At 48.9% G+C, this 23,000-nt stretch carries 19 protein-coding genes and 1 tRNA gene; 4 read left to right on the top strand and 16 right to left on the bottom strand.

Annotated features, from left to right (window positions below):
- The first annotated feature begins 90 nt into the window (after positions 1–90).
- Complete coding sequence (gene fabI / locus Q1V74_RS05800; protein WP_260650091.1) at positions 91–876, top strand: enoyl-ACP reductase FabI; 786 nt, start codon at positions 91–93, stop codon at positions 874–876.
- A gap of 62 nt (positions 877–938) precedes the next feature.
- Here the strand turns inward: fabI and Q1V74_RS05795 are convergent, their stop codons facing one another.
- A complete protein-coding gene (locus tag Q1V74_RS05795; protein WP_300647456.1) occupies positions 939–1,616 on the bottom strand; it encodes a glutathione S-transferase in 678 nt (225 codons plus the stop codon).
- Between the two features lie 60 nt (positions 1,617–1,676).
- Entirely contained in the window at positions 1,677–2,720 is a 1,044-nt protein-coding gene (locus Q1V74_RS05790) for a rhodanese-related sulfurtransferase (RefSeq protein WP_260650089.1), read from the bottom strand.
- 191 nt (positions 2,721–2,911) lie between these two features.
- Between Q1V74_RS05790 and Q1V74_RS05785 the strand changes: the two genes are divergently transcribed.
- Positions 2,912–3,958: a metal-dependent hydrolase gene (locus Q1V74_RS05785; protein ID WP_300647454.1), complete on the top strand. Its 1,047-nt coding sequence runs from the start codon at positions 2,912–2,914 to the stop codon at positions 3,956–3,958.
- A gap of 95 nt (positions 3,959–4,053) precedes the next feature.
- Here Q1V74_RS05785 and Q1V74_RS05780 read toward each other — a convergent pair whose 3' ends face one another.
- From Q1V74_RS05780 to tyrS, 12 genes are all read right to left on the bottom strand, one after another.
- A complete protein-coding gene (locus tag Q1V74_RS05780) occupies positions 4,054–6,729 on the bottom strand; it encodes a DUF3141 domain-containing protein (RefSeq protein WP_300647453.1) in 2,676 nt (891 codons plus the stop codon).
- 27 nt (positions 6,730–6,756) lie between these two features.
- Entirely contained in the window at positions 6,757–7,887 is a 1,131-nt protein-coding gene (locus tag Q1V74_RS05775; protein WP_287812503.1) for an ABC transporter permease, read from the bottom strand.
- 19 nt (positions 7,888–7,906) lie between these two features.
- Positions 7,907–10,654 (bottom strand): ribosome-associated ATPase/putative transporter RbbA, encoded by a 2,748-nt coding sequence (gene rbbA / locus Q1V74_RS05770; RefSeq protein ID WP_300647452.1) that lies wholly within the window; start codon positions 10,652–10,654, stop codon positions 7,907–7,909.
- Positions 10,651–11,718 carry an HlyD family efflux transporter periplasmic adaptor subunit gene (locus tag Q1V74_RS05765; RefSeq protein ID WP_300647451.1) on the bottom strand — a complete coding sequence of 356 codons (1,068 nt, stop codon included), beginning with the start codon at positions 11,716–11,718 and terminating at the stop codon, positions 10,651–10,653. Before Q1V74_RS05765 ends, rbbA begins: the two co-directional genes overlap by 4 nt.
- An 11-nt stretch (positions 11,719–11,729) precedes the next feature.
- A complete protein-coding gene (locus tag Q1V74_RS05760) occupies positions 11,730–13,175 on the bottom strand; it encodes an efflux transporter outer membrane subunit (RefSeq protein ID WP_300647450.1) in 1,446 nt (481 codons plus the stop codon).
- A 202-nt stretch (positions 13,176–13,377) separates the two neighbouring features.
- A tRNA-Ser gene (locus Q1V74_RS05755) sits at positions 13,378–13,468 on the bottom strand.
- 57 nt (positions 13,469–13,525) lie between these two features.
- Entirely contained in the window at positions 13,526–14,143 is a 618-nt protein-coding gene (locus Q1V74_RS05750; RefSeq protein ID WP_300647449.1) for a riboflavin synthase, read from the bottom strand.
- An 8-nt stretch (positions 14,144–14,151) separates the two neighbouring features.
- Entirely contained in the window at positions 14,152–15,285 is a 1,134-nt protein-coding gene (gene ribD / locus Q1V74_RS05745) for a bifunctional diaminohydroxyphosphoribosylaminopyrimidine deaminase/5-amino-6-(5-phosphoribosylamino)uracil reductase RibD (RefSeq protein ID WP_300647448.1), read from the bottom strand.
- On the bottom strand, positions 15,282–15,749 hold the full coding sequence (gene nrdR / locus Q1V74_RS05740; RefSeq protein ID WP_260650073.1) for a transcriptional regulator NrdR: 468 nt from the start codon (positions 15,747–15,749) through the stop codon (positions 15,282–15,284). The genes ribD and nrdR overlap by 4 nt, the downstream gene beginning before the upstream one ends.
- 32 nt (positions 15,750–15,781) lie before the next feature.
- Complete coding sequence (gene glyA / locus Q1V74_RS05735; protein WP_260650072.1) at positions 15,782–17,026, bottom strand: serine hydroxymethyltransferase; 1,245 nt, start codon at positions 17,024–17,026, stop codon at positions 15,782–15,784.
- Between the two features lie 158 nt (positions 17,027–17,184).
- Positions 17,185–17,823 carry a YbhB/YbcL family Raf kinase inhibitor-like protein gene (locus Q1V74_RS05730; protein ID WP_260650071.1) on the bottom strand — a complete coding sequence of 213 codons (639 nt, stop codon included), beginning with the start codon at positions 17,821–17,823 and terminating at the stop codon, positions 17,185–17,187.
- 30 nt (positions 17,824–17,853) lie between these two features.
- Positions 17,854–19,083, bottom strand: a complete 1,230-nt coding sequence (tyrS, locus tag Q1V74_RS05725) for a tyrosine--tRNA ligase (RefSeq protein WP_260650070.1) — start codon at positions 19,081–19,083, stop codon at positions 17,854–17,856.
- Positions 19,084–19,341: 258 nt separating this feature from the next.
- On the opposite strand from tyrS, the gene Q1V74_RS05720 reads away from it, so the two are divergent.
- Positions 19,342–20,709 carry a M23 family metallopeptidase gene (locus tag Q1V74_RS05720; RefSeq protein ID WP_300647447.1) on the top strand — a complete coding sequence of 456 codons (1,368 nt, stop codon included), beginning with the start codon at positions 19,342–19,344 and terminating at the stop codon, positions 20,707–20,709.
- A gap of 1 nt (position 20,710) precedes the next feature.
- Positions 20,711–21,796, top strand: a complete 1,086-nt coding sequence (locus tag Q1V74_RS05715; RefSeq protein WP_300647446.1) for an anhydro-N-acetylmuramic acid kinase — start codon at positions 20,711–20,713, stop codon at positions 21,794–21,796.
- Here the strand turns inward: Q1V74_RS05715 and erpA are convergent, their stop codons facing one another.
- Positions 21,797–22,165 (bottom strand): iron-sulfur cluster insertion protein ErpA, encoded by a 369-nt coding sequence (gene erpA, locus Q1V74_RS05710; protein WP_260650067.1) that lies wholly within the window; start codon positions 22,163–22,165, stop codon positions 21,797–21,799.
- A 70-nt stretch (positions 22,166–22,235) separates the two neighbouring features.
- A complete protein-coding gene (locus tag Q1V74_RS05705; RefSeq protein ID WP_300647445.1) occupies positions 22,236–22,862 on the bottom strand; it encodes a DUF6776 family protein in 627 nt (208 codons plus the stop codon).
- Positions 22,863–23,000 lie beyond the last annotated feature (138 nt).

The raw sequence follows: 23,000 nt of genomic DNA, 5'->3' as shown, positions 1-23,000 counted from the left end.
TTAAAATCCACCCAGCTTGCGCCAGGACTACGCTTACGCTTGCCCGGGCCTACACGTGGTTAAATACTATATTGAAAAGGAATACATAACATGGCTTTTCTTAGCGGTAAACGCATTTTAATTACCGGCGTCATTTCTAATCGCTCCATTGCCTACGGTATTGCCCGTGCCTGTAAAGAACAAGGCGCTGAAATCGCTTTGACCTATGTTGGTGAGCGTTTCAAAGATCGCGTCGAAGGCTATGCCGCTGAATTAGGCTCCAACATCGTTATCCCTTTGGATGTCGCCGAAGACCAGCAAATCACGGATGCCATCACCACATTGAAAACGCACTGGGATGGGCTTGATGGGCTGGTTCACGCCATTGGCTTTGCGCCTCGTGAAGCCATTGCTGGTGATTTTTTAGATGGATTATCGCGTGACGCTTTTGCTACCGCGCACGATATTTCAGCGTATAGCTTCCCTGCCTTAGTCAAAGAGGCCCTTCCTTTGCTTGAAGGGCGCTCTAGCTCAGTGCTTACACTCACCTATTTAGGTGCAGAAAAAGTCGTCCCCAATTACAACACCATGGGCGTTGCCAAAGCAGCTCTGGAGGCTTCCGTTCGCTATTTAGCCGCATCACTCGGTCCGAAAGGAATACGCGCGAATGCTATTTCGGCTGGTCCTATCAAAACCCTTGCCGCTAGCGGCATCAAAGACTTTGGGCAAATTTTAAAATTTGTTGAACAAAATGCCCCCTTACGTCGTAATGTCACCATCGAAGACGTGGGCAACGTCGCCGCCTTTATGCTATCTGACTTGGCTGCTGGCGTCACGGGGGAGATCACCCATGTGGATGCAGGCTTTAACTGCATCGTCCCTGGCATGATGGAATAAGTCCACGACCGAACTTAGCGTACGATTTAGACTCACACCCTGATGCATCATCAGGGTGTTTTTTATTCTACTGGAGGAAAAAGAATAGGGGTATCCTGAGGCTGCCATGGCGCGTATTTATGCATAATACGCGCAAAGCGCTCTGAGGCTAAAAAGCGCTGTAGCCAGTCCCATAAAGCGGGCCAAGGCTGTGCCGCGAACCAATCTAAATCCGTATGCGCATACTGTCGAACAAAAGGGGCAATAGCTAAATCGGCCATCGAAAGCCGCGCACCAAGCAGATAAGGATGTGACTGCAAGCGTGTATCCAGACTTGTTAATAGCGCAGCCGCTTGATCACGGTGAAACTGTGCAAACTGCTCTGGCGAAAGCGTGCCATGCTCGGAAATATAGCGTGGGGGATATTTATAACGATCTAAAGCCCATTTAAATGCCCCGTCATTCGTCGCGATCAAGTCGTTGAGCTCGGCTTGTTGTTCAGGTGCAGGCAGCAGCTGCTCGGGATCGGACTGACGCAATGCCCACCATATAATATCCAGGCTTTCATCAATGACGGTTCCATCCGTACACTGCAACACTGGCACGGTACCTTTAGGAGAAATCGCCAGCATTTCTGCAGGCTTATTACGTAAAACAATTTCACGTAACTGCACCTGCATGCCTGACGCGGCTAAAGCTAAGCGGGCGCGCATAGCATAAGGACAACGTCTAAACGAATAAAGAATAGCGAAAGAAGTCATAAGGATAAGTTTACCCTAAGACCAAAAAAGGCGCTGAAAGCGCCTACAAATTAAGGTTTTTTAGCAAGCCATGGGTTGGTCTTTTTGTGCTGCTTGTTCCCGTTCGGCTTTTTCCTGCGCTAAACGCGAGCGCTCAGCAAGCTCGGCTAAACGGCGACGCTTTTGTTCTTTTAGTACTTCCATGGGAGCACCTACATGACGCTGACGACGCTCTTTGGCCAGCTGCATTTGTTTTTGGCGCTCACGTAAACGTGCTACTTTTTCTGCATCTAAGGTGCCATGGCAATAGGGACAGCTTACGCCCTCTTCGTATTGCGGCATCTCACGCTCTGCCGCACTCACTGGCATACGGCAAGCACGACAAAACACATAATCACCACGCTTCAGTCCATGTCCGACGGAAACGCGCTCATCAAATACAAAGCATTCCCCTACCCACATACTTTGATTTTCAGGGATTTCCTCTAAGTATTTGAGAATCCCCCCTTGCAAATGGTAGACTTCCTCAAAGCCTTGGGAACGCATAAAGGCGGTGGATTTTTCACAACGAATCCCCCCTGTGCAGAACATCGCTACGCGTGGCTTACCATGCAACACCCCGCCTGGCTTACGCTGCTGCTCTACCCACTCAGGAAACTGAGAAAAGCTGTCTGTTTTCGGGTTGATCGCATTTTTAAAAGTACCAATCCCCACTTCGTAATCATTACGCGTATCAATCAATACGACATCAGGTTGGCTAATTAAGTCATTCCACTCTTGCGGAGGAACATATTGCCCTACCATTTCAGCCGTTTTTAAGTCGGGGACGCCTAGGGTTACGATTTCTTTTTTGAGCTTAATTTTCAAGCGATAAAAAGGCATGACATCCGCCCATGCTTCTTTATGCTCAAGCTTTGCCATACGTGAATCGGAACGCAAGTAATCCAACACCTCGCGCACACCCTGCTCTGGACCTGCAATCGTGCCATTGATGCCCTCACGCGCTAGTAACAGCGTCCCAATAATGTCGCGTTGTTCGCAAAAATCAATGAGAGGTTGTTGTAAGGATTCATAATCGTCCAGCTCTACAAAATGGTAGAGGGCGGCAACAAGATATTTAGCCATGGTTACTTTTTGGATAATGAAATGCTAAAAATAAGCAAAAGACAGAATTAAACGTTATATCTTACCCCTTCACACTTAAAAATACCTAGATTTAAGCAAAAAACCTTTGCGAGAACGCAAACCTTCAGCCAAAAAGACGGGAGCTGAAATAAACGCGTGTTGCTTTTTTGCTGTTTTTTCTTGGATGTATCATGGACTCTCTTACTCAAGCCGTACTTGGAGCAAGCATCAGTGGTGCTATGCTTGGGCGTCATTATGGGCGTAAAGCGGTAATTGCTGGTGCCGTACTTGCTACCCTGCCCGACCTCGATGTGTTTATGCGCTATGCCGATCCAATTAGCTCAATGACCTATCATCGGGGGTTTTCGCATTCTTTATTTGTGCTGACGGCCTTCAGTGTGCTGCTCGCTCTGTTATGGCGTGTATTACGCCGACGGCAGCTTTATGGTGTAGGGTGGGTATTTTTATGTGTTTGGCTAACGCTGATAACCCATCCACTATTAGATGCATTTACTAGTTTTGGAACCCAACTTTGGTGGCCGCTAACGCCGACACCAGCTTCGTGGGCAAGTATTTTTATTATTGACCCCATTTATACCCTACCCCTGACGTTTGGGGCTTTTGCTGCCTTGATCGCTGGCATCAAGCCGCGGACATTAAAATGGTTACGGTGGGGGTTGTTATTAAGTACTGCGTATTTAGCGTGGACCTTTGGTGCTAAACACCTAGCACAGTATCGAGCTTTGGATCAATTTCGCCAACAAGGTGTGGCCTTTTCTGATTACTACAGTACGACCACCCCTTTTAACAGCCTGCTTTGGCGTGTCATCGTCCGCAATGATGAACAGCACTGTGAAAAAATCATCAGCTTACTGGATACTCAACCTAGTGAATCCATTTGCTTAGACCATAATCACTATGTACTACAAGCGGTTCCCCCTTCGGCATCCATAGACCGCTTACGCTGGTTTACCGGAGACTGGGTACGCTTTGATGTACACGAAGACTTGCTCATCATGACCGATGTACGTCTGGGTGCAGCAATAGGACTGCAACATTTTCGTTTTGTCGTCGCCGAGCAAACGCTGACAGGACAGTGGGAAAATGTGTTGCCCTATCGCTGGCCGGAAAAACTCGATTGGGGGCTAATTAAACCCTTATTAACGCGAATTTACCGACAGCAGCCTCCACTTCCCCTACAGCGATGGGTAGACAACGCCAAGATGGGGGCTCTTTAAAAGAGTCTATTTCCATCAAGCACAGATCCGCTTATATCGCATATCGCTACGCACAGAAAAACACCTAGCATAAAAGCTAGGTGTTTATAAAGCATTTACGACGTTTTTTTATCTGTAGGCCAGGCCGCACTTGGTTTAGGCAGTTCCTCTTCCAAAGCTAAACGCGTTTGTGGTGTGTCCGGTAATGTTTTTTTCACCGTTTTCACTGCCGTACTTTTTTTCGTTGCTTTACGTGCTGTGGTTTTTTTTGCCGCCTTTTTTGCCGCTTTTTTCGCTGTAGGCTCCACAGAGACCTTGGTTTCTACCGTAGGCACCGCTTTGGCCTGATTTTCAGTTTTAGGTTTGGCCTGCAAAGCCTCGTCCAACTGTGCTTTAAGCTCATGAGCATATGCTTTGGCTTGCTCAGCATCTGCCATAGCCTGCTTTGCCTGCTCCTGTGCCTGGAGCAAAGCTTTTTCTATTTCAGCAGAGGCCTGTTTTTCCATCAGTGCCATGGCTTCGGCTTTGGCCGCATCCAGTAGTGCTTGCTGCTCAGCCTGCGCTTGTGCCCGCTGCTCGGCTTCACGCTGAGCTTGCTCGGCAGCAATTTTTGTAGCGACCTCTACCGGTGGCTCCCAATGACTGCAAAGCTCTAATGCGCAAGCAATATCAGCAAAACGAGCTTGGCTTTCAGCAGAAAGATTCAATACATCTTTGAGCTGGCTGATTTCCGCTACCGCATCCCAGATTACCTGGCGTTGACGCTCATTGGGAACTAAAAGAGGCAAAGCCGCAATAGCATCTTGGGGATGCATTTGCATAATACGCCACTGCTTACGCAGTTTTTGTTTGATACTGGCTAAATCAGGCAACTTATAGCCTTGAATATGATCTTTAGCTAAGCTTTCTAATAAATTAAAAGCTCGCTCATCCACAAAAGTTTCCTCACCTGCCATATAAATGAGGATGCGGGCAAATGCGTCTGCCGCATCTCCCTCTTGCACCTGTGCTTTTGTTAGCTGTAATCGCAGCTCGTGTAATTCCTCATGTAAAGCCGTATCACTGTTTAAAATGCCACGACGATCAATTTGAGGCTTATCTAACCCAACCAAAGCGCGCAACCACGGTGAGCCATACACGCCATGAAAAATAGCCTCCACACTTTGATCGCGTATATCTCTCCAGACATCCCAGCTACGCGCAATGCCATCACTCATTACCCTTTCCATCGCCAAAAACACATTGTCTGCTGCAACAGGTGTGCGCTGTTTTCTTACCTGCTCTGCAGCGGCTTTAAACGACAAGGCAACAGGGTTTAAGCTCGACCACATATAGCGGCCGAATCGCTGAGGGTGTAAAGCACGCGAAGCCTGCGCTATCCAAGGATTCGTTAAACTACGCACGATCGGCGAAAGCGTAAGATCATAAAGGTGCTGATTGATTTGCGAGACACGATTCACCACCTCAAAGTGTGCCTCCTCTTCGCGCCCATCATCTAGGGCCTGTAAATCAGCAATACTTCTGGGCTCAAAAGTCACCACATGACGCCCTTTAACCCATTCTTGATGCGGCGTATCTGGATGCAGGTCCTGAATACGTGCCTCGTAAAGCCCGGGTGGCAGCAATTCAATTAAATCTAAAGCGCCTACTAATGCCTCGTGTTCCCGATTGGCTACCCCCGAGGACACAAAAATCCCTAAATGCCCAGTGGTTTCATGTAGACAATAAATAATTACCTGCTCATGTGCTTTTAGATCTTCATCGCTAGCATAAACATCAGCAATCCAATTTAATGCCTGCGGTGGTGGAGTGATATTATCAGCCTGTGAAGCAAACACCACAATAGGACTGCGGATATTACGCAAATTAATATTGCCGTTTGATAATGGGTCTGGGAGTTCTGCACGAGCTAACCGGTTGCCAATAAAAAGATTTTGTACAATCCAATCCATTTCTTGGCGTGTCATCATAAAATGCCCCGCCCACCACCGATCAAACCCTAAGTAACGCTCGACCTCAGTATCAATATTGGCATACAAATGATACGGTTTTTTCCAAAAGGTATTCGCCGGATCTAAGCGCTCAAAGTTTTCGACTAGATATACCCCGTCAAAAATCCCCCCGCCAATATCACTAGCCAACGAACTTGCCCAGGATCCGCCCAACATACCACCACTGTAGCGCATCGGGTTCTGCCCCGCCTTACCCGACCAATAAGCCAAAGGCGCGCCGGCAAGCATAATCGGACCAACCAGTTTAGGATCCGCACTCGCCAACATCATTAATGCCCAGCCCCCTTGGCAATTACCAATCACAAAGGGACGCCCCACTCGCTGCGGATCATGACGTTGTGCCACCACCTCCAAAAAATATTTTTCTGCTTTCATGATGCAGTAAATACTTTGGTTTGGTTCAGGGTCCGGCCCAAAAGTCACAAAATAACACGGATGTCCTGCAGCTAGCGCTACACCAACCTCGGAGTGGACTTTAGAACCAGCCACACCCGGACCATGTCCTGCTCGCGGATCAATAATCACAAAAGGACGTGCATCAGGATTCGTGGGCATATCCTCTGGCGGCACAATACGCAATAAAGCGTAATTCACAGGATCCGGTAACTGACGCCCATCAACGATCAACTCATGTTCAAACACCAATACCGGTGGTTTGCCCTGACTTGCATGCTCTACATATTGATCGCCGCTTTGGCGCATCACATCTAAATACAAAACAGAACGCTGCTGGGCATCCCGTAGATACTCCATAGCCTGTCGGCCCAAATCGCTAAACATAACATTGCTCCAGTTGTTGCAAGTTGTTTAACCCATAGAGCCCATGGTCTGACGTAAGCGACGGTGTGCTAAAGCAAAGAACACCACACCAATTAAAGACATCATTAGAAACTGCGGCCATACCATGGTGATATCGGCCCCGCGCAATAAAACGGCTTGCGCGTAGGAAACAAAATGCAGCGTCGGTGTACCCGACATTATCCATTGCACTGCATCCGGCATGCTTTCACGTGGTGTAATCGCCCCCGATAAAATCTGCAAAGGCAACAATAAAAGAATCGCCATCAGCCCAAACTGCGGCATCGTACGCGCGAGTGTCCCCATATAAATACCAATGGAAGTAGTGGCAAATAAATACACAATGGTGCCTAAAGCAAATAACCATGTAGAACCTGCCACTTGGACGCCAATAACGCCTTTAATCATCACGTGCAACGCAAATAGTGCAGCGCACAATACTACTATACCCATTGACCACACTTTTGACAGCATAATTTCTAAAGGCGTCACAGGCATGACAAGTAAATGTTCAATCGTGCCATGCTCTCTTTCCCGAATTAATGCCGCCCCAGTCAAGATAATAGAGAGCAATGTGATGTTGTTAATCATGCCCGTAATGCCCCCAAACCAAGAGGAATAGAGGTTGGGGTTAAACAACACCCGTTGCACTAACTGTATAGGGGAGTCTAATTTGCCTTGTGTGGAAGGATTTACAAACAGTAATACTTCAGCGCCTAAAATACTCTGAATATAGGACGATCCGACCAAAGCTTGGCTTTGACGCGTTGCATCAACGTTCAGCTGTAACGCGGGGTTTTTACCTGCCATGACATCACGCTCAAAGTTCGGCGGAATGTTCAACACAAAAGTATCTAAGCCCGCATCCATACCCTTATCAATTTCCGCTCGACTAATCAGACGAGGTGGCAAAAAATAAGGCTCATGCAATGCATCAATTAAACGTGCTGATAAGGTGGACTGATCCTCATCAACCACGGCAATTGCCGCTTTATTTAAAGAGTCCGGCTTTGCCTTAGAGTTTGAATAAATCACCCCACTGAACATTAAGATGATCAACAACATTAATGCCACATCACGGGCTAAGCTATAGAACTCTTTAATACCAAGGTTATAAATGGTGGCAATACGCCGTTTCATCGATTGCATATGCCCCCCCTTATTTGGCTTGTTTTTTCAAAAGTAATACTGACAGCAGTGTCAGTACAGGAATTGCAATAAGCAGCGGATAGAAAGAATAGCGTAAATCCGCAAACCCTAAGGCCTTAGAAAAGGTGCCTCGGCTAATGGTTAAATAATGCGAGGTGGGGTAGATTTCGCCTATAAACGCCCCAAACCCTTGAAGCGAAGACACCGGATCCACCATACCCGCAAACTGAATGGCCGGTATAAGCGTACCAATAGCTGTACCAGCCAACGCCGCCACTTGGCTATTCGTTAGTGTCGATGCCAGCAGCCCAATGCCCGTGGTCGCTACCACATACAACACCGTAGCCAGCACCAAAGTCATAAAACTACCAGTGAACGGGACCTTAAATACCGTTAATGCCAACAAAAACAGCAATACAAAGCTGATGAGAGCCAGCACCACATAGGGCAGCTGTTTACCTAATAAAAACTCTAACTTTGTTACCGGTGTGGTATATAAATTCATAATTGAGCCGAGCTCTTTTTCGCGAACAACACCAAGCGCCATCAGCATTGAGGGAATAAATACCAATAGCATCGGAATCACAGCGGGTACCATAGCGACCAAGCTGCGCAGCTCTGGGTTATAACGGAAACGAACCTCGCCATGACTGGGTAGCTGAGGACGTTGTCCTGTTTTGGCTAACACCCAATCCGACACCGTGTCATTATGTAAGGCCTGGGTATAGCTTTTGATGGTTTCTGCACGCAAAGGCATCGCCCCGTCAATCCACATCCCAATCTCAGGGGCTTTACCTTTGTCTAAGTCGCGACCAAAACCAGGCGGAATTTCCACCGCCAAGGCCAGCTCGCCAGAACGCATCCGCCAGTCAATATCAGCCGGACCAGTTAATGGCGCGCGCTGATCAAAATAACGTGAGCCTTCAAGCTGCATCCGATAGTTTTGGCTCGCGGTGGTTTGGTCATAATCCAAAACCGCATATTTAAGATTTTCTACGTCCATATTGATGCCATACCCCATCACGAGCATCAACACCATGCTCCCTACCATCGCCATAAAAAGGCGAATGGGATCACGCCGTAGCTCCATGGCTTCACGTATGCTGTAGCTTAATAAACGCTGAAGACTAAACCAGGGGTGTTTAAGTTGATGGTTGGCCTCTTTAGGAGCAACAAAGTCAGTATCCTCTGTTTTGGCCTCGTCGCCCATGGCTTCAATCAAATAACCTACAAACGCATCTTCTAGATTTGCCGCCCCTCGCTTTTTAATCAATGCCGCCGGCGTGTCAGAATCAAGAATTTCCCCCGCATGCATCATGGACATGCGATCGCAACGCTCCGCCTCATTCATGAAGTGCGTAGAAATAAAAATCGTCACGCCATCATTGCGCGATAAATCAATCATCAATTGCCAAAATTTATCGCGGGCCACCGGGTCCACCCCCGAGGTGGGTTCATCCAAAATCAATACATCGGGTTTATGTAATACCGCAACCGCTAACTGCAAACGCTGGCGAATCCCTAATGGCAACCCATCTGGCAGCGCATCCATTACGGCAGTTAACTCAAAACGCTGCGCTAATTCCTGTACGCGCGGCTCGCGTTGTGCTTTGGGCAAATGAAAAAGCCGTGCATGCAACATCAGGTTTTGACGCACAGTTAGCTCAGCATATAAAGAAAAGCTCTGCGACATGTAGCCTACACGCTGTCGTGTCGCCAGATCATTGGCATCAATAGGCTGCCCTAATAACGTCGCAGTACCTTCGGAAGGTGGCAGCAACCCCGTTAGCATTTTCATCGTGGTGGACTTACCACACCCATTCGAGCCTAAAAAACCAAAAATCTCACCACGTTTTACACGCAGATTCACATCATTGACCGCCACAAAATCACCAAACTTTTTGGTTAAGCCGTGGGACTCAATGACGATTTCATCGCTATCAACCAGTGGTGGAATAACAAGCTCTTGGTGATCTTGACGCTTTTCAGGTGGTAACAAGGCTAAAAACGCAGCCTCTAAATTGGGTTTACCCGTTCGGGATAAAAGCTCTTGGGGCGTTCCTGTGGCCAATACCTGACCATCATCCACCGCCACCAACCAGTCAAAGCCTTGCGCCTCGTCCATATAAGCCGTTGCCACTAATACGGACATATGAGGCCGACGCTGACGAATACGCTCAATCAGCTCCCAAAACTGACGCCGTGCCAAAGGGTCTACCCCTGTGGTGGGCTCGTCTAAAATAAGTAAATCGGGGTCATGAATAAGCGCACAACACAACCCCAGCTTTTGCTTCATCCCACCCGATAACTTTTGTGCCGGTCTATCCGCAAACGCCGACATACCCGTACTGGCGAGTAAATCCTTAATGCGGGCTTTGCGCTCAGCCTTATCCTGGCCAAACAAACGACCAAAAAAATCGATGTTTTCAAACACCGATAATGTGGGATAAAGATTTTTACCAAGCCCTTGTGGCATATAAGCAATGCGCATACAAACCTGATTGCGGTGCTTAGCCTCGGTCATATCACCGCCTAGCACTCTGACCTGCCCCTGCTGGATTTGACGCGCACCGGCGATTAACCCGAGCCAAGTGGACTTACCCACCCCATCCGGCCCGATAAACCCCACTGTTTTACCAGCGGGGATCGTTAGGCTAAGGTTATTAGCCGCCAAAACCTCACCATAACGATGGGTGACATCCACAAACTGCACCACGGGTTCCGTGGTGCTTGCCGTTACCGTATCTACTTCACTCATGGCAATTTAACCTGCAAATGCTCTGGCCATTCACGATTTGCATCAAGACGGATATAAGCCACCCCAGGCACACCTGTTTTGACTTGCTCCATGTGTTTTTCTAATAACGCAGGATCAATACGTACCTTGACGCGGAAAGTCAGCTTTTGACGCTCATCTTGGGTTTCCACCATTTTCGGAGTAAATTGCGCCACGCTAGACACATAAGATACCTCGGCTGGAATCACATACTGAGGAATGGCATCAATGATGACTCGTGCCTCGGCGCCCATGGCGACACGCCCAGCCTGAGCCTCTGGCAAAAACACCGTCATATAGACATCACCCACATCCACAAGGCTTAAGATCTTGCCGCCATTGCCCACTACCTCGCCAGGCTGAGCCACTCGATACTGGACTCGCCCTGCGCGTGGTGCGCGCAAATCCCCGTCCTTGAGCTCACTTTTCAGATTAGCGATCACTGCTTCTGCAGCCAAAATACTGGCATCGGCTTGTGCTACCTGTGATTTGGCTGCCTGAATGCCGGCTTGTACCGCCGCGACCTGGGCTTCTGCCACCGCTACCATCGCCTGCGCATTCCGATATTGCGCCCGATCATTATCCGCCTGTTGTACAGACGTCGCACGCTGTTTGACTAGCTCTTGCGAGCGCTGGTGCGTTTTTTGTGCTAGTTCGAGCTCCGTATTACGTTGAACTAACGTCGCTTTAGACATGGCTAAATCGGCTTCTCGTTGGGCCACCAAAGCCAAGGCCGTGTCTTTTGCACTATGGGCTCGCGCTAATTCGGCTTCAGCTTGGGATAAGCGCGCTTGGAGTGATTCCATATCCATGCGTGCCACAAGCTGATCGGCCTCAACAAAATCGCCCTCGTTCACTAAGATTTCACGAATACGCCCAGCGGCTTTCGCTGAAACATCGACTTCTGTGGCTTCGATACGACCATTACTGTAGGCAAAATCCTCATCATGCTGAGGACGCATTTGTTGCCATAAGAAATAGGCGATCGCAGCCACCACCACGACTAAGGCCACCCCATAGATGGTTCTTTTTTTGGATGCACTCACAGTATTTTCCTTTAGTTAGCTGCAGAAGTTGATTGATGATTTTCAGAGGGTGGTGTCACACCCCCGCCCAATGCGCGATAAAGCGCCACGGTATTACTTAAACGAGCCCTTTGTAACTGCAGCAGCATTTGCTCTGCCGCAAACTGCGAACGCTGCGCATCAAGGACCTCGAGATAAGGCGCAGACCCCTGCTCGTACCGAATCATGGCCAAGCGCGCTCGATCTTGTTCTGAACGTACTAAATTCGCTTGTTCTTTTTCTTGTTGAGCCAGCCAATGATGCGCGGCTAAACCGTCTGCAACCTCTCTAAAAGCAGTACGTATGGTTGATTCGTAATTTGCAACCGCTATATGTTTACGCGCCTCGGCAAGCGCTAGATTCGATTCACGTGCCCCACCATCAAAAATAGGCAAAGAAATCTGGGGCATAAAAGTCCAAGCGCCACTGCCCCCACGGAATAAACCATCCAAAGCCGAGCTAGCTGTGCCCGCAAAGCCTGTTAAGGTAATCCGAGGAAAAAAAGCAGCGCGTGCCGCGTCCACATTAGCACGTGCCGCCAATAGCTGCTGTTCTGCCGCACGAATATCTGGTCGCTGTAACAATACCGTAGAAGGTAAATCGGGCGTAATCGCGCGCTCAAGCTGTTGCTGCGCCAAAGTGCTGCTTTCACCCAATGGCCCGCTGTAGCCGGTTAACTGCTGAATTAACGCGGCGTTCTGCGCTTTTTCTCGCTCCAAATTAGCCAGTTCGCTACGCGCAGTTAATAGTAAAGAGTCCACCGCTCGCAGTTCTAAATCAGAAGAACTGCCCACGCGTACCCGCTGCGCCATAATGCGCTGAGATTCCGTTCGGCTATCTACGGTTTTTTTGGCGAGCTCAACCCGCTGGGTTAGCTCCAAAGCCTGTAAATAAGCATCGGCTGTCATGGCGATAAGGCTTATTTCGAAGGCTTGACGTGCTTGCTCTGTCGCCAAATACTGAGCCAATGCGGCCGCGCTTAAACTGCTGACTCGCCCCCAAAAATCCAGCTCAAAAGCGCTAACACCTAAGCCCACCTGATATTGACCACTGGTCACCGCCTGCTGCGTGATCGACAAATCCGCTGGCACCCGCCCACGCTGGCCATCGCCCTGCGCCCCAATATGAGGTAAACGTTCAGAGGACTGAATACCATAAATAGCACGCGCTTCGGCCACCCGAGCTGTAGCGGCTTTTAAGTCACTATTAAAATCAAGCGCTTGTTGAATTAATTGTTTTAATTGAGGATCAGTAAAAAACTGTTGCCAATGATCGGATGGATTTAATTGTGGGGCGTCCGTATTGCTTGTACCAAGAACAGGAAGCTGATCTGGAATACCTACTTCCATATTTTCAGGCTGCGGCACAGGTGCCACACATGCGGCCAAAGCTAAAGTTGCCGCTGAAAGTATCCATATACGCGGAGCTAATAATTTCACAATGTGATTCCTTTTTAATGGCAAAACAATACGGCTGACTTTATATTACCCAATAATTGTTAAGTAATTAATGACTTAAGTCAATTGCACCATTTTAAAGAAATCGTTTTATCTTAATTTAACAATTCTTAATTTTTAAAAGCTATAAAGCACAAATAAAAAAGCCGCATTGATATTAAATCAACGCGGCTTTTAAATGTCTTGGCGGACAGAGAGGGATTCGAACCCTCGGTACGGGGATACCGTACACACGCTTTCCAGGCGTGCACCTTCAACCACTCGGTCACCTGTCCAAAATCTAGCAAAGAATATAATTATAAAGGCTTTAAAATAAAAAGCAAGCAAAATGCTTATTTCTGTAAGCTCAGCATACGCTCCACATAGCGTGCAATCGCATCCACCTCTAAGTTCACGGGGCTTCCGGCTTGTAAGTGCTTTAATGTAGTCACTTGAACGGTATGAGGGATAAGATTAATGCTGATTTCACAACCCTGTGCCAAATCCACCACCTGATTAATGGTTAGGCTAACACCATTCACCGTAACACTACCCTTATAAGCCAAGTATTTTGCCAGCTCAGTGGGTGCGACAATGCGCAGCTCAAACGATTCCCCAACGGGCTCAAATGCAGACACCGTACCCACCCCGTCGACATGCCCCAGCACCATATGCCCATCTAGGGTGTCGCCTAAGCGCATCGCATGCTCTAAATTGACTTCACCAAGCTGATCCAAACCCACGGTTCGATTTAGGCTTTCGCGGGAAATATCAATACTAAAGGCCTGATCTTCTAAATCCACTACCGTCATACAGGCGCCTTGAATCGCTATGGAATCGCCTAATTGGCAGCGGCTCAAATCAAAATCCGGGCACGCAATGCGTAAACGCAAGCCCGCCTGTGGATCCTGAGGATCGAGCTCTTGAATTGCTGTGATTTCCCCCACAGCACTAACAATGCCTGTAAACATAATGGCTCCTACTGAGATAACTGCTGTAAATGACTAAGCAGTGTGTGCCAGCTCTGCGGCTGGCGCATAATCAAACGCACATCGTCCCCTACCTTTTGACTTTGTAAAAGCTCAAAACGATAGGCCTGGTCTAAATGCGATAAAGGGTTGATCTGGGTAACGGGCCTACCTTCGCCAAGTAGCACCGGCGCAATATAGCTAATCAAACTATCTACATAACCGGCTTGTAGCAATGCCCCATTAAGACGAGCACCGGCTTCTACATGAACTTCGTTAATTTGCTGCTGCGCCAACCAACGCATAACACTGTGTAAATCCACCTGCCCATCGGCGTTTGCATTTAGTACTATCACCTGAGCATTTTTATCTGCGAGCGGCTGCAAGCGATCAGGCTGTTGGACACAGGTAAAAATCCAAACAGGATGCCCGTCTAACATGTTGGCGTCCAATGGAAAGCGTAACTGACTGTCTATCACCGCTCGGATTGGCTGACGCGGTGTGTCAATATCGCGCACGTTTAATTGGGGGTCATCGGCCAAAACCGTACCAATCCCCGTTAAAACCACACAGCTACGCGCACGAAACTGCTGTCCATCTAAACGAGCAACGGGCCCTGTGATCCATTTCGATTCACCATTTGCTAACGCCGTACACCCATCCAATGAGGAAGCGGTTTTTAACCATACCCACGGCAAATTACGTACCATACGTGACACAAAACCAACGTTGATCACCAACGCCGCTTCGGTTTCTACGCCGGTTACGACCTCTATCCCAGCCGTACGCAGTTGTTGAACCCCACGCCCCGCGACTACAGGATTTGGGTCCAACATGGCAATGACCACCTGCTTGGGTTTAAGCGCAATCAACGCCTCTACACAAGGGGGGGTGCGCCCGTGATGCGAACAAGGTTCTAAGGTGACATAAAAAACCGCCTCGTCCCACGCAGTAAAGCCCTGCGACTGGGCTTGGCGAATTGCCATCACTTCTGCATGCGCCCCACCTGCCATTTGCGTGGCGCCACGCGCGATGATTTGATTATGGTGCACAATCACACAACCCACTCGCGGATTGGGACTAGTGATATATAGAGACTGGCGAGCAGCGGCTAAAGCCTGCTGCATAAAAAAAGAATGGTTCACGATGAGGACGGGGAGTCGTCTTGCATCGCATTAATGGCTTCGACGAACTCACGAATATCATTAAAGCTTTTGTATACGGAAGCAAACCGTACATACGCTACCTGATCCAGCTTTTTGAGCTGCTCCATAACGAGCTCGCCAAGCTGCTCGGTAGTGACCTCGCGCTCCCCGCTAACAAGCAAACCCTCTGTGATCCGCGCTACGGCCGCATCGACCTCTTGTACCGGCACAGAACGCTTGCGTAAAGCTAAATCCATGCTAGCACGTAATCGTGCCCCGTCAAATTCCATGCGACTACCACTGCGCTTAACCACAGCGGGCATCATCAGATCTGCCCGTTCATACGTTGTAAAGCGACGCTCGCATTTTACGCAACGGCGGCGGCGGCGGATACTACCACCATCCTCTGAGACACGAGAATCAACGACCTGAGTGTCTTCATAACTACAGAACGGGCATTTCATAGGCAATCAACGCCCCCGCAGGGGCCTAAGTATTAACGGTAAACAGGCAAACGAGCCGTTAGCTCGTGTACGCGTTTACGCACGTTGGCTAAGTTTTCTTCGTCATTGGGGTTATCCAACACATCAGCAATCAAATGTGCCGTTAGTTCGCAATCGGCCTCGGTAAAACCACGTGTGGTCACCGCAGGGGTACCTAAACGAATGCCACTGGTCACAAAAGGCGACTCGGGATCATTAGGAATCGCATTTTTATTGACAGTGATGTGTGCTTTGCCTAAAGCGTCTTCGGCTTGTTTACCAGTAAGACCTTTAGCACGTAGATCAACAAGCATGACGTGGCTTTGAGTACCACCCGATACGATGCGTAAGCCCCGCTCTACTAGAGTGCGAGCTAGTACATCGGCATTTTTTACTACCTGAGCCGCGTAGTCTTTGAAGCTGGGCTCGAGTGCCTCTTTGAAGGCAACGGCTTTACCTGCAATCACGTGCATCAAAGGACCGCCCTGAATGCCTGGGAAAATAGCAGAGTTAATGATTTTTTCATGCTCGGCTTTCATCATGATGACACCACCACGCGGGCCGCGTAAGGATTTATGCGTTGTGGACGTCACAAAGTCAGCATGTGGCACTGGGTTGGGGTATTGTCCACCCGCAACTAACCCTGCATAGTGGGCAATATCCACCATAAAGAGCGCGCCGTTTTCTTTGGCAATACGACCAAGGCGCTCAAAATCAATGTGCAAAGAGTATGCCGACGCACCAGCGACAATTAATTTAGGCTTGTGTTCTTTAGTTAGGGCCTCGACCTGCTCGTAGTCAAGTACTTCGTTCTTGTCTAGACCATAAGAAATGAAGTTATACAGCTTACCCGACGCGTTCACAGGAGAACCATGCGTTAAATGCCCGCCTTCGGCTAGGCTCATACCTAAAACGGTATCACCGGGCTTTAATACCGCCATGTAAACGCCTTGGTTTGCCTGAGAGCCAGAGTTAGGCTGTACGTTAGCGGCTTCGGCACCAAACAGCTTTTTCAAGCGGTCAATGGCCAGCTGCTCCACAATATCAACAAACTCACAACCGCCGTAGTAACGACGACCTGGGTAGCCTTCGGCGTATTTGTTCGTCAGCTGCGAGCCTTGGGCTTGCATCACTGCAGGGCTCGTGTAGTTTTCAGAGGCAATAAGTTCGATATGCTGCTCTTGGCGCACGTCTTCTTTTTGAATGGCGTCCCAGATTTCGGGGTCAACAATGTCTAGGGTATGAGAACGATCAAACATGAAAGATCCTAACTAAAAAAAGAGGGCAACTAAAGCCAGCATTTTACCGCTTTAGCGAGCTTTGAGCTGTAAAAACACGAGCCATATGCCGTATTTTATGCAAAAACTCGCTAAAACCACACTAAACCGCGTTTTTTTCACATGATAAATGAAAAAAACTAATTTTTATCTACGAGTAAACGCGGGTTTAAAGTGTAGGTTCCCGTGATCGAGGCTTGGCCCAAAATATGATCTTGGATAGCTTCCAGCACCTGAGCACCTGTAAACTTGCCTTTTAAGGGGACTTCGTCAATGGCTAAGGCATACACCGTAAACGTGTAACGATGCACTAAGGAATCATTCCACGGCGGACACGGCCCATCGTAACCGAAATAATCACCATTCATATCACGATCATGTGCGAACCAGTTAGTGAAATCATTCACCCCCTGACGCGTACCATCTAACGACAAGGGCCCTGCTTTACCACGCGGCGTTACCCCTTGCGCATAAGCCCCCTCGGCAATTTCTGTGGTATTTGCATCAATATCCACAAGCACCCAATGATAAAAATCCACACGGGGCAAGTCGGATGGGACCTCGCGATCCGGCTGATTGACATCGTCTGGCTGAGAGGGAACATCTTTATCCACACACAAAATCACAAACGACTTTGTGCCCTCTGGCACCTCAGACCAAGCCAAATGGGGATTCATATTATCAGCCAATGCGACTCGGTTTTGCGCATCGTATTTACCAAAAGCATAACGCGTTGGTATGGGCTGCTGATCTAAAAAAGAATCACTGCGTAATTTCATCGCTTGCTCCTTGTAGAAAATCAAGCCGTTTTAAGGGTTAATATGCACACGAGCAAAACGGCGTTTACCAACCTGAATCACATAGCTGCCCGCGGCCAGCTCTAAGCTACGATCTTCAATGCGCGTACCATCTACACGTACGCCGCCCTGAGTAATATTACGCTGAGCCTCGCTACCGGAAGAAACCAAGCCAGCTTCGCGCAAGACATGAATAATCCCCATCGGTGCGCCCGCTAGCGTGACTTCGGGCATGTCTTCAGGCAGCGCGCCGTGCTTAAAGCGCGCCTCAAAACGCTGCAAGGCTTCTTCGGCATCCCGTTGACTATGGAAGCGCGCCACAATCTCTTGGGCGAGTGCGACCTTGGTGTCGCGCGGGTTAGCCCCCGCCGCTATGGCCTCTTTAAAGCCTTGAATTTCTGCCATGCTACGGAAAGACAACAATTCAAAATAGGTCCACATCAATGTATCCGAGATGGACATGATTTTGCCGAACATCGAATCTGGGCTTTCGGTAACACCAATATAGTTACCTTTAGATTTGGACATTTTTTCTACGCCATCCAAACCCACAAGCAAGGGCATGGTTAAAATACATTGCTGCTCTTGACCGTATTCTTTTTGTAGCTCACGCCCCACAAGCAAATTAAATTTTTGATCCGTACCACCTAGCTCTAAGTCCGCTTTCAGCTGTACCGAATCGTAACCCTGCAAAAGAGGATAGATAAACTCATGCACCGAAATGGGCGTGTTGGACTTAAAGCGCTTGGTAAAATCATCACGCTCCATCATGCGCGCAACGGTATAACGCGAAGCCAGTTGAATTAACCCGCGCGAACCCAGTTGATCGAGCCAGGTTGAGTTATATAAAACTTGGGTTTTTGACTGATCTAAAATTAAATTGGCCTGATCGCAATAGGTTTGTGCGTTGGCTTTTACCTGCTCGGGGGTTAAAGGCGGACGTGTGGTATTACGGCCGCTGGGGTCCCCAATCGTAGAGGTAAAATCCCCGATCAAAAAGATCACCTGATGCCCCAAGTCTTGGAGCTGGCGCATTTTATTAAGCACCACCGTATGCCCCAAATGGATATCGGGTGCGGTAGGGTCTAAGCCCAATTTAATGCGTAGCGGCTCGCCGGTCGCATGGCTACGTGCCAACTTACGCGCGAACTCCGACTCTACAATGAGCTCATCGCAACCGCGCTTAACTAGCGCCAAATCGGCTTCTACAGCAGGGGTAATGGGTGCGTCTTGTTGTGACATAAATAGACCTGATGAAAACTTTATCGCAAAAGGGGTCGAAAAACTAGTGTAAATAAGCTAGCATAACGCTTGGACTTAAAATCTGCACGCAAAAAGCGTGTTGTCCAGCACTCGTATCAATCATATCAAAGCAATTTTGTGAGCCTTTAGCTCGCAAAACCTGCTTTTACCGTATTTTTTTGGCTAAAGGCTTAGATTGTAACCCTAAATTCACTTGGGTTATGGCTCTACCTCTACATCTCACAAGGTTTTGGTCTCATGCTTAACAAAGGGAATAACGGAACGCCTTCCTCCGCCCCCCAGCACGCCAGCCCCAAAAAAAGTAAATTCATTCAAAAGTCTCTGCTCGTCATTGCCTTTGGGCTCTTTGCGGGCGCCGGTGCAATTGCCGTCGTCCAGCCTCAAAATGAGCCAGTGGTTTATCAGGCCACCCAAGCGCTCGACTTACCCGCAGGAGTAACCCCGCTGGGTTCTCTTTCTACAGAGCCTTTTATTCATGAAACCCGCATTCGTCGCGGTGACACTTTAGCTGGTTTGCTGCAACGCCTCCAGGTCGAGGCTCCCGGCTTACAGGCATTTTTAACCCATGATAAAAATGCCCGCTCTATTTACAAACTTTACCCTGGACGCGCCCTACAGGTTGCTTTAACCCCAGACAATAATTTGCTCTGGCTGCGCTATGTACACACCCCAGCGGACACCGAAAAAGGCGAAGCCGTATCTAAATGGCTAGAAGTTCGGCCCGATGGGCAAGGTAGCTATGTGGCTACTGAACAATCGCTTGCGGTGGAAACACATGTACAAATGGCCGAAGGAGTGATTACTTCTTCACTCTTTGGTGCAACCGATGCTGCTAACATCCCCGATGCCGTAGCGTTACAAATTCCAGAGATTCTCGGCTCCAAAGTTGACTTCATGAAAGACCTGCGTAAAAACGACCGCTTCCGTGTGATCTATGAAACCTATAGTCACCAAGGACAGCGTGTGGGCGCAGGCAAGATTTTAGCACTGGAATTTGAAAACCAAGGCAAAACACACGAAGCGATGTGGTTTGCTCCCGATGGCGAGGGCGGTGGTTATTATGATTTTGCTGGCCAAAGCTCTCAGGGGGCATTTTTGCGTAATGCGTTGAAATTCACTCGCATTAGCTCCACCTTTGGCGGTCGTCGCCACCCTATTCATGGCAACTGGCGCAATCATAATGGGGTAGATTATGCCGCCCCGACGGGCACGCCCATTCACGCTACCGCCGATGGCGTTGTCAAATCAATTGGTAATCAGCGTGGCTACGGCAAAACCATTGAGCTTGAACATCACAGTGGTTACAGCACCTTATACGCTCACCAAAGTCGTTTTGCTCCCAACCTAAAAAAAGGTGACCGTGTCAGTCAAGGCCAGCTCATTGGCTATGTGGGTTCAACCGGTTGGGCGACGGGGCCACATCTTCACTACGAGTTCCGCATCAATAACAAACCGGTCGACCCTTTAGCGGTAGACCTTCCTGTTGCTAAAGTTCTTGATCCCAAACAGCGCGCGGCATTCGACACCGTCGCCGCCCAGTACAAGAACCAGTTTGCGGTACTCAAAGGCCTAAATGAGCCGCTCGTGGCCGCACTAGACGACTAATATGCTGTTTATCGGCATCATGTCTGGTACCAGCACAGATGGCGTGGATGCGGCCTTATGCCGTATCCATGCGTCTGACCAGCTGGAGGTAGTCCATCACTACAGTGAGCCCTTTGATGCAGCGCTACGCGCTGAAATCCTACAACTGAATCAATCAGGGGTTGATGAGCTGCACCGTGCCGCGTTGGTTTCAAACCAGCTCGCTGATTATTATGCACACTGTACTCAACAACTTTTGCTGCACGCCCAAGTGCCCTCCTCTGCAATCACAGCAATTGGCGTGCATGGTCAAACTGTGCGTCACGCCCCACATCTCGGTTACACCATACAACTAAATGCCCCCGCTCGCCTAGCCGAATTAACAAAAATCCACGTTGTGGCAGATTTTCGGTCTAAAGACATTGCCGCAGGCGGTCAAGGCGCCCCTTTAGTGCCTGTTTTTCATCAGGCGGTTTTTAGTGCCCCAACACCACGCGTTATTTTAAATCTGGGGGGGATAGCCAACATTAGTATTTTACGCCCGCAACACGCCCCAACAGGCTTTGATACGGGCCCAGCCAATGCTCTGATGGACGCGTGGATCCAAAAACATCAAGCCTGTCGTTTTGACCAAAATGGGGCGTGGGCGGCCCAAGGCACGCCCGACCCTACCCTACTGCAAACGCTATTGGCCGAGCCTTGGCTGGCCTTACCACCGCCTAAATCCACGGGTCGCGATTTATTTAATCTTGGGTGGTTAGAATCCCATTTACAGGGGACAGCCCTAGCGCCAGTAGACGTACAAGCTACCCTTGCATGTTTTACCGCTACCACCGTAGCGCAAGCCATCCACCAGCATGCTGCGGATGCTACTGAAATTATTCTTTGTGGTGGGGGGGCCTACAACACCCATTTACGACAACAGCTGGTCACACAAATAAAAAAGCCCATCCGTTTAAGTGATGAGCTAGGCATCGGCGCACAGTGCGTCGAAGCAGCGGCCTTTGCGTGGTTAGCCTATGCGTATTGGCAGGATATCCCAGCAGGACAACCCAGCATTACAGGGGCTAACCACCCAAGTATTTTAGGCGCGTGGCATAAGGCCTGATTAAATCGTAAACGATGAACCACAACCACATGTGGTGGTCGCATTGGGGTTACGAATCACGAACTGAGCGCCCTCTAAATCGTCTTTGTAGTCGATCTCGGCACCCACTAGATACTGAAAGCTCATGGGGTCAATTAATAACTGCACCCCATTTTTATCAATGGTGGTGTCATCGTCATTAACGACTTCGTCAAAGGTAAACCCGTACTGAAAACCCGAGCAGCCCCCACCTTGGACAAAAACACGGAGTTTTAAATCAGGGTTACCCTCTTCGGTCAGTAGCTCACGGACTTTATCCACCGCGGCATCCGTAAAGACCAAAGGAGAAGGAGGTGCCTGAAGGTCAACCGTTTCGGTAAGGGTATTCATAAGAGATACTCCTGCAACAAATAAATAGTAAGTTTTATTTTAAGCCTAAATCGTCATTCGCACGAACCGCCTACTTTGATAGGTTGTGTTTGTAGGTCGCACGCAACTGTTTGCCCTGATAAATACGCACTGTCACAGCTTGTATCGCTGTTTCAGTAGGAATAGATAATAAACCCGTGGTGCGTAAAAACCGGTCAAACTGGATCGTTAACGGTTTGGCAGCATCCTGTCCTGCGGGGTATAAAACCATATCTTTTTGCTGCGCCCCATCTGCTACATGGGCGATAAACTCAATATGACCATCAAAACGGTCTAAACCAGCAGGACGCTGTAATAATAATCTATAGTGTAATACATCCGCCTGGGCTTCGATATCTAAAGCCCTAATTTGTACCGTGCCTTTATCCGACACGGGTAGCAAGTGCTCGTAAAAGGCCAACTGCTCTTGAAGCTGAGCCAGCTGCTCCTGTTGTTGCACCAAACGCTGTTCTAGGCTTTGCTGGGTAGCAATATCCAGTGCGTGCTGGGTTTCTAATGAAAGAATATGTTGCTGAGCTTGCTGCCAATCCTGCTGGACTTGCTGTAATTGATCGCGTAATGCACCGCTTTCAGCATCGTCCTTCCAGCCTAGAAGACCCACTCCCGTCGCACCGAGCAGGAGCCCAAAGATAAAGAAAAAAAAAGAAAATGGCTTCACAAGAAAAGTAAAAAAAGAGGCAGACGTCTTACTATTATGACGCCTTGCCCCTGATTTAGTTCCAATCAAATAGCAACAAGACTTAAGGCAAAATTGCCACGTGCTCCAGCCCTGTTTGCTCAGGCAGGTTAAACATCA

Origin of the sequence: Paenalcaligenes sp., from assembly GCF_030152715.1 — a bacterium.
In the GTDB taxonomy this organism is placed as follows: Bacteria; Pseudomonadota; Gammaproteobacteria; order Burkholderiales; family Burkholderiaceae_B; genus Paenalcaligenes; species Paenalcaligenes hermetiae.
This window is presented reverse-complemented; position numbering and strand designations above follow the sequence as displayed.